Here is a 14,397-nt window from a genome sequence, read left to right as displayed (position 1 = left end):
GGACTTTGGACGGTCAAGAGTTTTGGTAGAATTTCCTTGACTATGCGCCTATAGTTGGCATTGAGTGCGTTAAGTAGCTGTTAATGCCGCCAAAAATGCCAACAATCCGATGTGCCCAACCGTTAAATAAGTAGAATTACTTGTAAAATAGTCAAGCAGGCGAGAAATTTACCCACCACTAGAACCTTAGCGAGAAGGTAGTTTACAAGTTTCTGCTCTTCACACCATTCATTTGACATCCATACAATATGGAAGATAATTACCCTGAGCGCAAAATGTCTGAAGAAGAACGTTTTCAATCAGACTATTTTTCCTACTTTGAACAGCCAGAAAATGCTACCCGCTATACACTCTTCATTGATTTTTTAGAGGATGTTTTTAAAGAAAGGTCATTCTCTTTGTTGGATCTGGGCTGTGGGAATGGGGCTTTGCTCAAATATCTACCTTCTCAATGCGACTATGTTGGTGTAGATCACAGTGAATATGCTATTAAATACTGTTTAAACCTATACCCTAACAGAACCTTTGTGTGCGAAGACTTATGGGTATTTCTGCGTCAACTTGTTACAGAAAATAAAAAGTTTGATGCAGTGGTGCTATGCGGGATGATATATCATACCGTTGATAAGGAAAGCCAGCAACACAAGGATGAGCAGGAAATTATTCAATTTTGTCTGGATAAGATAATAAGCCACAAAGGATATGTGGTCATAATTGTGGGACTTAATTATGGCAACCATCCAGATCATAATCTGTTTGTTCGAGCGGAATGGCTACAAAAGTTAGTAGAAAAAATGCTGGAAACTGCGAAGGCAAAGATTGTCTACGAAAATCTCTGCCTACAGATTGGCTTGGAAGAAAAAATTGCACAGCAAAAAGTGATTCCTGACTGGTTTGTTCGGGATAGTTCAACTGATTATTCAAGTAAGTTCGCGGGAACATATATGGCAAGTTGGACATTTATTGCCTCTCCCTCATCTGTGACAGGTTAAAAATAGTTGATAAAATTTGACTGCGATCGCAGGAATTATGCTTAACTAGTCAAAAACTCGGTTTCTTTAACCTAGTTTTTTGTATCCGATTTGTTGTCTCGAAATTCATCACCTGAAGGAATGAGCAATTATCCTTTGAATGAAATGAAGAGATGAGAAAAATCTAAAAAATATGGCTCGATTGACTGTTATCCGTTGGCTAATTCTTGGCTTAAGCTGTTTATTTCTGCTTTCAGGTTGTAGTTTCACGAACGGTTCCACTGCTGGTAAAACACTTACGGTAGCAGTAGAACCTACATTTCCACCTTTCGAGTTTCAATCTGCAACTAGTGAGTTACAGGGTTTTGACGTTGACTTGATGAATGCGATCGCGCAATCTGCTGGCTTTCAAGTTAAGTACCAAAATATGCCCTTTGCTGGTATGATTCCCGCATTGCAGACGCAAACTGTAGATGCGGCAGTTGCAGCGATGACGATTACTGCCCAAAGAGCGAAGATAATTTCCTTCTCGCGTCCTTACTTCAAATCTGGTCTAGCGATTGCTACCCGCACAGACAATCAAAATGTTACCAATTTCGACAGTCTTAAAAACAAGATTATTGGTGTGCAAATTGGAACCACCGGCGCACTCAAGGCTAAAAATCTTCCAGGATCTGAAATTCGCACTTTTAATGATTCACCCTTAACTCTTCAGGCATTAATCAACGGCAATGTCGATGCCGTTCTTAACGATCAAGTCGTTATCTTATACGGCATAAAGAGTGGCAACCTGAACCGACTCAAAGTAGTCAGCAGTCTGCTTACAGAAGAATTTTATGGCTTTCCCACACCCAAAGGATCGCCTAACCTAGACCTGATTAATCAAGGTCTGGCAACGGTGCTGAAAAATGGCACTTACGCCCAAATTTACCAAAAGTGGTTTGGTATTCAACCGCCACAACTCCCAGAAAAATCGCTCATTGAAAACCAGACTAGCAAAAAAGGCGTATCTGAGCTATTTACCTCACTAAGTATTATTTTCAAGTCACTACCCGTCCTGCTGGGTGGGGCTTTGGTGACTCTTGAACTCACAACACTTTCAGTATTGCTGGGAATACTCGGTGGTTCACTGATTGGGATTGTTCGCCTTTCTCCTGCTTTGCCTTTGCGTTTTTGTGCCGGAGCATATGTGGATTTCTTCCGAGGAACACCGTTGCTGGTGCAGATTTTTATGATTTACTTTGGGTTGCCTGCTTTAGCCCAAAATTTTGGTTTCACCTTGAATTTAAATCGTCTAGTGGCAGCGGTGATTGCATTAAGTCTCAATAGCGCTGCCTACATTGCAGAAATTGTCCGCGCAGGTATCCAATCAATTGAGCCAGGGCAAGCAGAAGCTTCCCAATCACTGGGCTTGAGTTCAGTGCAAACGATGCGCTATGTGATCTTTCCTCAAGCCCTGCGGCGGATGCTGCCACCCCTTGGCAATCAGTTCATTAGCCTGCTTAAAGACACTAGCTTAGTTGCCGTCATCGGCTTTGAAGAGTTGTTCCGCAAGGGGCAGCTGATTGTAGCAGAAAGCTATCGCTCGTTTGAGATTTACGCCACTGTGGCCTTGGTTTATTTATTTCTGACACTGCTTTTTTCCCAAGCGTTTAGTCGCTGGGAGCGATCGCTCAATCCTATTAAAAAACAGAGTAAGTGAAAAAGGATATACAACAAAGAGGTGTTTTACAACTAATTTATGACTGCTATAGAGAAGCTGACTTTATTATTATTCATGCCTCTCCATCGCTGGGTTAAACCATCATCTAAATTACCAAGATTCTTCATCAAATTTTAAGTTGATTTGTTCTTTAGATTTGCATTGGTAACTAGTCTAAATTCTAATCACAAATAATGTATCTTAACCAAAAAACATAATTTTAGTTTTTAGCCAATTACTATTAAACAATTACCGATAATTAATAATTATTACTTTTTGTTAATAAGCAACTTTTGGTCTGTATCTTCTATTTGTAAAAGTTCTGGAATAGTAACAAAGTGATAGCCTTGCTTTCTAAAATAGCTAATAATTTCTGGTAAAGCTTGTACAGTTCTGGAACGGTTACCACCACCATCATGCATTAGCACAATACCACCAGGTTTGGAATCTTTAATCACGTTATTGATCAACTTTGGTACAGCTGGTAATTTGTAGTCTGTGGAGTCAGCTGACCACATCACTACAGTATATTTCTGCCCTTTAGCATAAGCAGCTAATCCATTGTGCATGATGCCACCAGGCGGTCGGAACAGATTTGTTTTAGCACCTGTAACTTGATAAATTAAGTCTGTTGTGCGATCAATTTCATAAGCTGCTGCTTGTGGATTAAAGAAGTGATACCAGTGATGCCAAGTATGGTTGGCAATGACGTGACCTTGAGCGACAACTTGCTTTCCTATTTCTGGATAATTTTTTAGGTTCTGCCCGACGACAAAAAACGTCCCTTTGATATTATTTGATTTCAGAATATTTAGCACTTGCTCTGTGCTCTGAGGCCAAGGCCCATCATCAAAGGTGAGAGCAATCACTTTTTCACCCTGAGTGAGTTTTGCGGCTGCAATTATTGCCCCTTGAAAACGTGGTGGTATATCGTAGGATAGTCCTTTTGTTTGTGCTTCTTGCTGCCAAATTGTAAGCATCGCTGCCTTTAATTTCTCAATGCGCTGCTGAGTTCCTACGTTTGCAGCTACATCCTTTACATTTATACTTTGTCTACTTTGAGCCTCCGAAGCATTTGGCCTTATAAGCATCATGAAAGCAACGCTAAAAACACCACCTAAGGCAAGCAACGCAATTAATATTCCTTCTGGCCACAGAAACGATTTATTGTTTTCCACCTCATAGCTCCTTCAAAGATCGAACCATCAACCTCGGTTATGACGGTACGTTATAGCATATTTTTTTTAGATATTTAGATACCAGTTACTTTCTGGTAATCCTGAGAATTGGAATTGGGACTAACGGAAATTTAGAATCGAGAAGACAGACTATACGGCTTTAACTGAAATCTAGATGCTCTAGATTTGGACGAACGCTTATACAATACTTGGTACTATCTAATATCAACCCATTCATAAAAGGCAAGGTCTGCACTTCCACATTTTTACCGCTAGCTCTAAGAAGGAGCACAATTAGACAATTAATCACACCCCAAAATCCTCTTAATAGAGTTCTGAATTAGTTACTACCTTTCACTTCATTGGTAAGGCAGCATTATCCTTTCAAGTTTTATAGCTTTACAAATAAGATGAGCTAAACTTTCGCACCTACAATTTTTCTCGTCATACTTCTTACAGGAAAGTTGTATAATTTACAACTTAGTAAATTATTTTATTAACATCCAAAACTACTTACAAGGGGCGAGGTATCTTTCAAAAAAGAGTCTAGTAAACTATTAGTTCTATTCTTGATAAAATGTATTTTACTGCCTGCTATGATTGCTTCCTTTTTAAGAAAAAGTTAAATTTATAACTGACAGAATGTTACCTTGTACTTTCTATAAGATAGACAGACGAAAATTGATTCAACATGGTTTCTCATTAAAAACAATTTTATCGGCAGTTTCGTTCTATTTTTGATGCTCATACTTTAGTCTAAATTGCTAGTGGCTTTTTGTCTGTTAATGTTTTTTTAGATAATTCAGGAAATTTATATCTTAATTATATAGTACAATTTCATATGCACTGTCACCGTGTAATTACGGAAAATAATCGCATATATAATAGGCAAGTTGTTAAAATCGTAATAACCCAAGTTGCTAGTTATCAAAAAACGCCTCCTTTTAAGTATAAAATTAGAGAAACTAGTATTTAAAAATACTAATATTCAAGGTTTTTGTGAGATGTTAATACCATCCGGGGCACTAACTAGCAACTTACGTTAATAGTATGGCATCTATCTATTGAACCATTAAATTCTATATCTAAATGTAATATTTTTTACTAATAACACTTGAACAAGCTAAATTTTTATATTGAAAAGTACATTTAAATTATTAAAGTTAGGTAATATAACTTAATGATACACATCAAAATATATTTTATTTCAATTCAGCCTCCAGGAAGATTGCCTCTGCCTTTTTTCGATAAAGTAAAGCAGATATTGTCAGACATGTGGTATATTATCTTGCTTGTCATGCAACTACCAATTTTCTGCTCCAAGAAAAAACCGACTGGCTGTATCGCTCTACCAATCGGTAACTAACTTTTTTAGCAGGAGAAAGCAAAACTGAAAATTATCTAATAACTTGCCTTATAATTGCAGCAATTAGAATTAGAATTTTTAATTATCTATTTAGCAATCCTAATCATTAGCCTATATTGCCTTAGACAGGTCATAGTTTATTTACAGTGCTTTTGCTTGTTTTTAGTAGATGCGATAACTGTATTATTTAATATCTGTATAGGTTTATGCAGTACTCAGCTTGTTTATCAGTATACCTTTTGAGTCAAAATAATCAAGGTATTTGTCCCACTTCTGAAACTGGCTAGAAACTTTTATGATTCCTCACGAAAGTGATGCAAAACAAGAGCGTGCGTCGTTAAAAGTATGGCGTAGTTGGCAAGAAAATCTGATTTTAATTGCGATCGCATTGTGTTTGGCATTCCTGATCCGGACTTTTATCGCCGAACCCCGCTTTATACCTTCTGATTCGATGTTGCCTACCTTACATACTGGCGATCGCTTGGTAGTTGAAAAAATCTCTTACCATTTTCACCCGCCGATAACTGGGGATATTATTGTTTTTCAGCCACCCGCAGAACTACAACGTCGAGGATATCCCAAAGACCAAGCCTTCATTAAGCGGGTTATTGGCAAGTCTGGTGAGGTAATTAGTGTTGCTTCTGGCAAAGTCTATCTCAACGGTCAACCCTTGGCAGAAGACTACATCGCTGAACCACCAAATCAGCCATATCGACCAGTGAAAGTTCCAGAAGATGAGTTTTTTGTTATGGGCGATAACCGCAACGATAGCAATGACTCTCGCTATTGGGGCTTTTTACCCAGAAAAAATATCATCGGTCGAGCAACATTTCGCTTTTGGCCTCTTGATCGCATTGGGTTCATTTAATCAATTTTGGATTTTAAATTTTAGATTTTTCCTTCAATCCAAAATCCAAAATTGTTCGACTGAGCGAACGCAAGAGCGTCTCGTAGAGAAGCCGAAGTCCAAAATTTAAAATTGGCAGAGTTAGGAGTTATTTTTAAACTTCTAACTTTTAATTTAAAACCTTAAATAATACATCATCTGGGCGATCGCATCACCAGGTAACTCCAACCGCCGCTGGAAATCAGCCAGATTACGGTAAGGCCCAACTGATTGCCGATTTTGAACTACTGCTTGTGCTAAAGACAAATCTATAAATGGAATTTGTGCTAACTTTTCAACTGTTGCTATATTCGGATTGACTAAATGGGTCGGATTTTCTAGAGATTCGTGGTCATAATAAATAAAATTCAACAGAGGCTTTAATGGCTCTAGCCGCAGCGCTGGTATAGCCAAAGCCGCAGCGATGTCTTCAATACAGTAAAATTTAACACCCGAACGCGAAAGTTCTACAAGCGATCGCGCTTGGTGAATTGACAAACCTGGTAAACGTAACCAATCATCTACAGTCGCTTGATTAGCATCAATCCGAATACCTAATTTTGCCGCTATCTGAATTTCTTCCCCAGATTGTAAGCGATAGTAAGGATCGTTGAGGAGCTTGGCCCGGAGTTTTTGCAGTCTTGAGTTTAAAGGTAGCCAGTTATTCATGATTGTCGCTTACCTCAAGAAATCTGGTCTAGCAATTGGCGGCGCTTTTGCTCAAACTCATACTCTGAAATCAGTCCATCCTGGCGCAGAGCATCTAATTCACGCATTGCGTCAGCGATCGCTCCTACCTGATTACTCACCCCCTGTAAGTTCCTTACCGCTGACTTGCCTAGATTAAAATTACGATCAAAAGCTTCTTCGTCTTGGGCTAAATACCAAACTCCCTCAATGGCACTAGCTACCTTGGGGATAGGCGTCCAGGAAAGCAAAACATACAAAATACCCCACAGCGGCTGTCCCAGATAAAATTTATGCAATCCTGAAATTGTCAGCGTGCCAGAAAAAGCTAAAACAGCGGCAACGCTTCGGCTTTTGCGCTTAGTCAACATATTTAAAATAAATCTACCAGTACCACAGTTCCGACAACAAGATAGCCATAAGCCATTCAAAATTCAAAATGTTTGCGTAGCGTTTCGTGAAGCCTGCGGCATAGCAACTCTTAGAGACGCTCTTGCGTTCGCTTAGGGCACAGCCTTTCGTAGAGAAGAGAAGAAATACAACTCTGGTAATCATCCTGGCTATATTGCCAAATTTTTACTTACCAGTGCTCATATAAATTCATTTTAGTCAACTACCGTGCCTTGCCCTTCAGTCCCACGCACAATTTAGTATTTGAATAAATTTGAGTAAGTTTCACATGACTATGCATTGAGCTTTGATGCTAATTTTAAGTTTTTAATGGATCAGATTACTACGATGTCACAGACCTTTCTACCACCAAAATGGCTTGAACAGCTTTGTGATCCTTACGCTGTGCTAGGAATTTCTGTGAGTGCTGATGATCGTCAGATTTGCAAACGCTATCACACTTTAGCGAAGTTCCTACATCCCGATCACTATACCAAAAGCAGCAATCCCGACCAAGAATTAGCAACGGCAATATTTAGCCGTTTAATCAATCCAGCTTATGAACAACTGAAACATCCACAGAAGCGCTTTATTGCTATAGCCATGCTGCGATCAGACGCAAGAGTTTCAAAGCAGCAAGCTTTGTCTTCTCAAAGTGCCATAGCTCAGGAAATTATAGAAATGTCTCCACCCCAAGCAGAATTGTTTTATGAAGAAGCGATCGCCTCCTATGCAGAAGCTCAATACAAATCACTACATGAGTTTTATCAGGTGACGCAACAAATTAGTATACTGAATTTAGTTTACTTACAGTTGCATAAACCAGACCTGTTTTTACCGCAAAAAACTGTTTCCATCATCCCTGAGGTACAAGTCAAGCCAGTTCAATTGACATTAGATGAAAAACATAATGTAAAACCAGTTTTGACAGACTACGCTCAACGTCATTACCAGCGAGCTATTGAGTACGTCAGATTAGCCAACTGGACGTTAGCTGTACAAGAACTGCGTGATGCCATCAAGTTAGAGCCAAATAACAGCGACTTTTATGCCTTATTAGGTTTGGTACATATCCAACAGAAATTTATAGGAATGGCTAGGGTTTACATCCGTCAAGCATTAAAACTGAACCCGCAAAATTCACTAGCTTTGAAATACGCTCCCGGATTGAAAATTCAACCGGGTGAAAGCATCAATCCTAAATCAATGGCTAAAGCTATGAGTATTGCGGCTTTATTAAGTCGGTTTACACAGGGGAAAGCTTCTCAAGTCAAGTGTTGAAATTTCGGTAAAAAACCGTACTAAAACCGAAGCTTCGTTATTAAATTACTCCTCTAGACTAAAATAATAAATAGAAGTAAAACTATTAAGCTACTGGGTCTAGGCGCTCAGTTTAATATAAGCAATATGGGATTCTTCGATTCCGAAATAGTTCAACAAGAAGCAAAACAGCTGTTTGACAATTACCAAGCGCTGATCAAGCTTGGTAACGGCTACGGCAAATTTGACCGCGAGGGCAAAAAGGTGTTTATTGAGCAAATGGAAGCCATGATGGATCGGTATCGCATCTTTATGAAACGCTTCGAGCTATCAGAAGATTTTATGGCACAAATGACAGTAGAGCAGCTGAAAACCCAATTAGGTCAGTTTGGTGTCACTCCGCAACAAATGTTTGACCAAATGAACCTTACTTTAGAACGGATGAAAGCCGAGCTAGAAAAACAGGTTTAGTCAATTTTAGATTTTGGATTAATTGCCAATCCAAAATCTAAGTTACGCTGTCAGCGCACCAAAGGTGCGACCTAAAATCTAAAATTATTGTGACTTGGGGCGAGAAAACTGGGAAGTTGACTTAAAGTTTTCTACTGGTACATTCTTTAGTGCCTTCTGCATAAAATCTTTCCAGATCGGAGCGACCATAACACCGCCTGTTGCATGGTCGGCTAATTGTTTGTTGTCGTCTCTCCCTACCCAGACAGCAGTTGTTAACTGTGGTACAGTACCAACAAACCAAATATCTTTTTCTGATGATGTTGTTCCCGTCTTGCCTGCGGCTGGGCGGCCTATAGCTGCACCTTTACCAGTACCTTCAGTAATTACCGATTGCATCACATCGATAATTGCTGCTGATGCCCAAGGATCGAGAACTAGCTGAGGCTTAGGAGTATTGTCTAGCAAGACGTTACCACTACTATCGGTGACACGGGCAATTACAGTTGGTGGTGACTGCCAGCCATAATTAGCAAAGGTAGCATAGGCACTAGCCATTTCCAAAGGTGTGACACCAATTGCACCAAGAGGCAGGGAGCTAACAGGTTCCATCGGACTCATAATGCCCAAGGTACGGCAAGTTTCGATCACTCTATTCATCCCCACAGCCTTACCAACCTTGATCACAGGAATGTTACGTGACTGAGCTATAGCTGTGCGGATTGGCATCGCTCCTCTAAAACTGCCATCATAATTTCTGGGAAAGTACCAACCGTTACCATCTCGATAGCTGACTGGAGCATCTACCACCGTTGAGTCTGGTGAAAACTTACCAGTAGCGAAAGCAGTATAATATACAAACGGTTTAAAAGAAGATCCGGGCTGGCGTTGAGCTTGAGTTGCACGATTGAATTCACTGGTCTTAGGATCTATACCGCCCACCAGGGCTTTGATAAAATGTGTGCGCGGATCAATTGCCACCAGAGCCATTTGATTCTTAGATAATCCCTGCTCTAAAAGTGTTTTATGCCATTTGGTGATGGTTTCCTCTGCCATCATTTGGAAGTTGGCGTCAACTGTAGTTTGCACCCGCATCCCGCCTTTGAGTAGTGTCTCACGTCCAAACTTTTTAGCTAACTCCTGCGCTACGGTATTGGTTACATAAGGTAGGGCACTACCTTGAAAGGATTTGATTTTACCAAGTTTGATTTCTTGCTTGAGCGCATTGTCGTACTCTGACTGGTTGATCCAGTTTAATTCCAGCATCCGTCCTAGCACTTCTTTTTCTTTCTGTTTTGCCAGCTTCATGCTCACAAACGGGCTGAATTCTTCTGGTGCTTGGATCAAACCCGCCATCATTGCTGACTCACCCAAGGTTAAATATTCTGCTGACTTATTAAAGTAACTGCGGGCTGCCGTTTGTACACCATAATTGTTATGACCCCAATAAACTTGATTGAGATACATTTCTAAAATTTGGTCTTTGGTGAGAATTTGCTCTAACCGGATTGCCAGCACGCCCTCTGCTAACTTTCGGGTAAAGGCACGCTTGTGAGACAAAAACAGGTTTTTTACCAATTGCATAGTAACAGTAGAGCCACCTTCTCGGACTCCACCCGCTACAGCGTTAACTACTACAGCCCGGCCAACACCAGTGGGGTTAATACCGTGGTGATCGTAGAAGTGGCTATCTTCACTTGCTAATACCGCCCGTTTTAAATTCGGGGAAATTCTATCCAGCGGTACGACTTCTCGGTTGGCTTCCCCGTGGATACTCGTTAAAAGTTTACCCTTAATATCATAAATGTAAGTTGTTTCTGAGGGAAAGAAGTTACGTAGCTGTCTCACATCTGGCAAATTACGGAAACTAATGGCTAAACCAACCAGTCCTCCGGCTACAATGGAACTTGCCAGCATGGTGATTGAGAGGAGAGTACCGCCAGTTACCTGACCGACTCCTTTCAAAAACTCAAAACCTGATGAAGCCCTACGTTGTGGCTGTTTATCTTCAAAAGTCCTAGAAGACGACACGGCGATTTCACTTCCTCACTTGTAAAGTTAACTGTAATTGATTGGACGAAGCAAGGCGGTTAATTTTTTGCAATTATAGTAGTTTGGCAGATGAGAAAGCGGATAAATTGCAAGTGTTTATAACCAACTTAACTTCTAATGTGCAAAACATAGCTAATAGTGAATTTTCTAGTATGACGCAAGATTTGGCTTGGCTGCGTCGTGGTGTAGTAGAAGTTTTCCCACAACCAGTTGATGCTAACAGTGAAAGTCTAGAAAAGCGCTTGGTAACTACAAACCAACCTTTGAGGATCAAATTGGGGATTGACCCTACGGGTACTGATATTCATCTCGGTCATAGCATACCAGTACGGAAACTGCGAGCGTTTCAAGATGCAGGCCATATAGCAGTTCTGATTATTGGCGATTTTACCGCACGCATTGGTGATCCGACTGGGAAATCTGAAGTCCGCCGTCAGCTTACAGAAGCAGATGTAGCGCACAATGCTCAGACTTATCTTGACCAAGTACGTCCTATCTTGGATTTTGACACACCAGGAAGGTTAGAGGTGCGTTATAACTCCGAATGGCTCTCTGGGCTAAACTTAGAGAAAATTTTGGAGTTACTCTCCACGATGACGGTGGGGCAGATGTTGGCTAAAGAAGGATTTGCCGATCGCTATAAAAAAGAGAATCCGATTTTTATCCATGAGTTCCTATACCCGTTAATGCAAGGTTTTGATTCCGTTGCCGTTGAGGCAGATGTGGAATTGGGAGGGACTGATCAGAAATTTAACATTGCTGTGGGCAGAGATTTGCAGCGCCATTTTGGTCAAAAGCCCCAGTTTGGGATGTTGCTGCCAATTTTGATTGGCACGGATGGGGTGCAAAAAATGTCCAAGTCTTTAGGTAATTATATCGGGTTGTCGGAACATCTGGCACAAAAGTATCAAAAGTTACAAGGAGTTCCAGATCATCTGCTGGAGCAGTATTTTGAACTGTTGACGGATTTACCTTTGGATAATCTGCCAGAAAATCCCCGCGATCGCCAAACACTTTTAGCATGGGAAGTTGTCAAACAGTACCACGGCGAAACAGCAGCCCAAGAGGCAAAAGAAGCAGCCCAAAGCGGCGGAAAGCAAGGTGTCGTTCCAGAATTTTCTCTAGCTGACGTGCAGCAGTTTCCTACTAAGTTAGCGTATATTCTCAATGTCACTGGCTTATGCAAAAGTACAGGTGAAGGAAAGCGAAAAATTCAAGAAGGTGGCGTGCGCTTAGATGGCGATCGCATTACTGATGTTGATACTACTTTTGCTGATCCCGCCCAGTTACAAGGTAAGGTTTTACAAGTTGGGAAAAATAAGTTTGTGCGTTTAGTGCCTTAAATGGGGAGTGGGGAGTAGGGAATGGAGAATGGTGAACAGGCAGAACGAAGAATTATTGTGCCTTTGGATGTGCCAGATGAAGAAAGTGCGATCGCTCTTGTGGATCAACTCCCGCAAGTGGTTTGGTGGAAGGTAGGCTTAGAGTTGTTTACCAGCACTGGCCCGAAAATTCTAAAAGTGCTAAAGTCTCGGCAAAAACGCATCTTCCTGGATTTAAAGTTTCACGATATCCCTAATACAGTTGCTGGTGCAAGTCGTAGTGCAGCTAGTTATGGAGTGGATTTGTTGACAATTCATGCTACATGTGGTATTAATGCTCTCAAAGCTGCAAGAGAAGCGGCACAAGAAGGGGCAGCCCAAGCAGGGGTAAAACCGCCTAAATTAATCGCTATTACTTTGTTAACGAGCATTTCTGCAAGACAGCTGGCGTTTGATTTAAAGATTCCTTTAGAATTACCAGAATACGCCCTAGAAATGGCATTGCTGGCTCAAGAGGCAGGATTGGATGGGGCAGTTTGTTCGCCCCAAGAAGTAGCACAACTACGGCAAACTTGTGGAGATGACTTTTTGCTAGTTTGTCCGGGGGTTAGACCAACATGGGCAGATAAAGGTGATCAAAAGCGATCGCTCACCCCAGCACAGGCAATCATTGCCGGTGCAGATTATCTAGTGATTGGGCGTCCCATTACTACTGCTACTGAGCCAGAGTTAGCCTGGAAGAGGATTTCTGAGGAGTTAACCACGGTGGCATGAAGCTAAAAGCCAGTGAGAAACCGGGGGATAGGGTGCAGGGTGTAGGCGGGAACAATCTTACCTCTTCGCTCAGGAAGAAAAATTATAGTTGGCTTTTAGCTTGTGGTTTCTGGGTTTTAGGATCAAATAGCCTTGCTTACCCAGCGTTATCGATAAACCTCACCCCTAAATCCTTTATGCTAGCAGAAAGAGAAAATGTTAACGGTGGGGCGAGGTCTTTGTGTTCTGAGCAAAATTTAGAAACATTTACTATAGAGCTACTGGAAGATTTACCTAGTTATACCAATCGCGTTAGTCAACGTGCCCGCCGCCTCAGTAGAAGCAGTGATGTTTACAGTTATATGCTAGTGGCAGGAAGACCTGAGTTTACTCCTCTGCCCCTTAACCTTGAAGAATATAGTGCATCCGCGCCTAAAAGCTCTGCATTAGGAGTTGAGCAAGTTTTCTTTACTACCTTGGAGCGGCAGTACATAGGAAAGAAAGCGGTAGAATTAGAGCAATTCCACTGGCTGTTATTGACTAAAACTAAAACTGGTTGGCGTCTAGTAATGATGTTTTCTCAAATTGGTTCCCATTCAGCACAGCAGCCACTATCTCCGCCACGCGATAGTAGTAACGGCACCATTGCCCAAGCGGTTAATACTTGGTTACGCGATTGTCAAGCTGGAAGTGTACGACGGATGCATACTGTGAATATGGGAGACAAAATTGAACTTCCTCGAACTCACGTTAATATAAAACCAAAATAGCTGTGACTAGAACTAAAATGCTTCGCCTTGAAGATATTTGCTACATAACCTTTCAATAACGTAGGGTACAACAATTAAATGTTGTATTGGTGTCATCAACTGCTACAGAGGTAATGAAAGTGCCACTGAGGTTTTGCAAGGGGTATGGGACGACAAAATCAGTATCTTGATGCAAAGCAGTCAGCCACATGAGTTCCGATTCAATGACGGCATGTTGTTACCAGATGCGATCGCCAAACTGAGCGATCGCATGATGAATACGGAGTACTTTAAAAGTAGCAGAATTTTCACCATCCCTAGTGTCAACCCGAAACGTCACATTTTCGCTATGACCCAAGAAAATCAATTCATCTGTACCGACATTGTACTGAGCCAGCGCGGTTAGAGTGAGGCGATTCCAATCGATTTTACCCTCCATCTATTTCTGAGTCAGATACTTATTTAAAACAAAATAATTTTACATCACCCAATTAGCTTATATCAGTGGAATTACACCTATATCTTTGGGAATATTTTCAGGAAATATAGCTAATAAACAGCGAAAAGAAGCAGACATTATTTAAAAACGAAGACTGGCTTTAATTTAAGCGTTGTGACTCCCGTTTTTTGG

Annotated in this window: 13 protein-coding genes; 8 read left to right on the top strand and 5 right to left on the bottom strand. The window is 41.0% G+C overall.

Features of this window, described 5'->3' with window-relative positions:
* Positions 1 to 248 precede the first annotated feature (248 nt).
* Both V7K21_RS05905 and V7K21_RS05900 read left to right on the top strand, forming a co-directional pair.
* On the top strand, positions 249 to 992 hold the full coding sequence (locus tag V7K21_RS05905) for a class I SAM-dependent methyltransferase (protein WP_335172398.1): 744 nt from the start codon (positions 249 to 251) through the stop codon (positions 990 to 992).
* A gap of 172 nt (positions 993 to 1,164) precedes the next feature.
* Positions 1,165 to 2,673: an ABC transporter permease subunit gene (locus tag V7K21_RS05900; protein ID WP_335172396.1), complete on the top strand. Its 1,509-nt coding sequence runs from the start codon at positions 1,165 to 1,167 to the stop codon at positions 2,671 to 2,673.
* A 269-nt stretch (positions 2,674 to 2,942) separates the two neighbouring features.
* Here the strand turns inward: V7K21_RS05900 and V7K21_RS05895 are convergent, their stop codons facing one another.
* Positions 2,943 to 3,851 (bottom strand): polysaccharide deacetylase family protein, encoded by a 909-nt coding sequence (locus V7K21_RS05895; RefSeq protein WP_335172394.1) that lies wholly within the window; start codon positions 3,849 to 3,851, stop codon positions 2,943 to 2,945.
* Positions 3,852 to 5,512: 1,661 nt separating this feature from the next.
* Between V7K21_RS05895 and lepB the strand changes: the two genes are divergently transcribed.
* Positions 5,513 to 6,085 (top strand): signal peptidase I, encoded by a 573-nt coding sequence (gene lepB, locus V7K21_RS05890; protein WP_273763834.1) that lies wholly within the window; start codon positions 5,513 to 5,515, stop codon positions 6,083 to 6,085.
* 153 nt (positions 6,086 to 6,238) lie between these two features.
* On the opposite strand, the gene V7K21_RS05885 is transcribed toward lepB, so the two are convergent.
* Together V7K21_RS05885 and V7K21_RS05880 are read right to left on the bottom strand one after the other, a co-directional pair.
* Positions 6,239 to 6,772: a ComEA family DNA-binding protein gene (locus V7K21_RS05885; RefSeq protein WP_335172392.1), complete on the bottom strand. Its 534-nt coding sequence runs from the start codon at positions 6,770 to 6,772 to the stop codon at positions 6,239 to 6,241.
* Between the two features lie 14 nt (positions 6,773 to 6,786).
* The gene (locus tag V7K21_RS05880) at positions 6,787 to 7,161 is read right to left on the bottom strand and encodes an NINE protein (RefSeq protein ID WP_335172390.1); all 375 of its coding nucleotides are present in this window, start codon (positions 7,159 to 7,161) and stop codon (positions 6,787 to 6,789) included.
* A gap of 367 nt (positions 7,162 to 7,528) precedes the next feature.
* Between V7K21_RS05880 and V7K21_RS05875 the strand changes: the two genes are divergently transcribed.
* Together V7K21_RS05875 and V7K21_RS05870 are read left to right on the top strand one after the other, a co-directional pair.
* A complete protein-coding gene (locus V7K21_RS05875) occupies positions 7,529 to 8,461 on the top strand; it encodes a J domain-containing protein (RefSeq protein WP_335172388.1) in 933 nt (310 codons plus the stop codon).
* 126 nt (positions 8,462 to 8,587) lie between these two features.
* Positions 8,588 to 8,911, top strand: coding sequence for a DUF1825 family protein (locus V7K21_RS05870; RefSeq protein ID WP_334724070.1), 324 nt, complete (start codon positions 8,588 to 8,590; stop codon positions 8,909 to 8,911).
* A gap of 84 nt (positions 8,912 to 8,995) precedes the next feature.
* Here V7K21_RS05870 and V7K21_RS05865 read toward each other — a convergent pair whose 3' ends face one another.
* Positions 8,996 to 10,921 (bottom strand): transglycosylase domain-containing protein, encoded by a 1,926-nt coding sequence (locus V7K21_RS05865; protein WP_335172386.1) that lies wholly within the window; start codon positions 10,919 to 10,921, stop codon positions 8,996 to 8,998.
* Positions 10,922 to 11,094: 173 nt separating this feature from the next.
* Here V7K21_RS05865 and tyrS point away from each other — a divergent pair, with 173 nt between their 5' ends.
* The 3 genes from tyrS to V7K21_RS05850 are packed head-to-tail and all read left to right on the top strand — an operon-like array spanning position 11,095 to position 13,787.
* A complete protein-coding gene (tyrS, locus tag V7K21_RS05860; protein WP_335172384.1) occupies positions 11,095 to 12,285 on the top strand; it encodes a tyrosine--tRNA ligase in 1,191 nt (396 codons plus the stop codon).
* A 21-nt stretch (positions 12,286 to 12,306) separates the two neighbouring features.
* Positions 12,307 to 13,038 carry an orotidine-5'-phosphate decarboxylase gene (gene pyrF / locus V7K21_RS05855; RefSeq protein ID WP_335172382.1) on the top strand — a complete coding sequence of 244 codons (732 nt, stop codon included), beginning with the start codon at positions 12,307 to 12,309 and terminating at the stop codon, positions 13,036 to 13,038.
* Positions 13,035 to 13,787 (top strand): hypothetical protein, encoded by a 753-nt coding sequence (locus tag V7K21_RS05850; RefSeq protein ID WP_335172380.1) that lies wholly within the window; start codon positions 13,035 to 13,037, stop codon positions 13,785 to 13,787. Before pyrF ends, V7K21_RS05850 begins: the two co-directional genes overlap by 4 nt.
* 217 nt (positions 13,788 to 14,004) lie before the next feature.
* On the opposite strand, the gene V7K21_RS05845 is transcribed toward V7K21_RS05850, so the two are convergent.
* Positions 14,005 to 14,205 (bottom strand): hypothetical protein, encoded by a 201-nt coding sequence (locus tag V7K21_RS05845; protein ID WP_335172378.1) that lies wholly within the window; start codon positions 14,203 to 14,205, stop codon positions 14,005 to 14,007.
* Positions 14,206 to 14,397: the final 192 nt, after the last annotated feature.

It is taken from the genome of Nostoc sp., from assembly GCF_036919595.1.
GTDB lineage: Bacteria > Cyanobacteriota > Cyanobacteriia > Cyanobacteriales > Nostocaceae > Nostoc.
The sequence above is the reverse complement of the archived record's forward strand: the minus strand, read 5'-3'. Positions and strand labels throughout refer to the sequence as shown.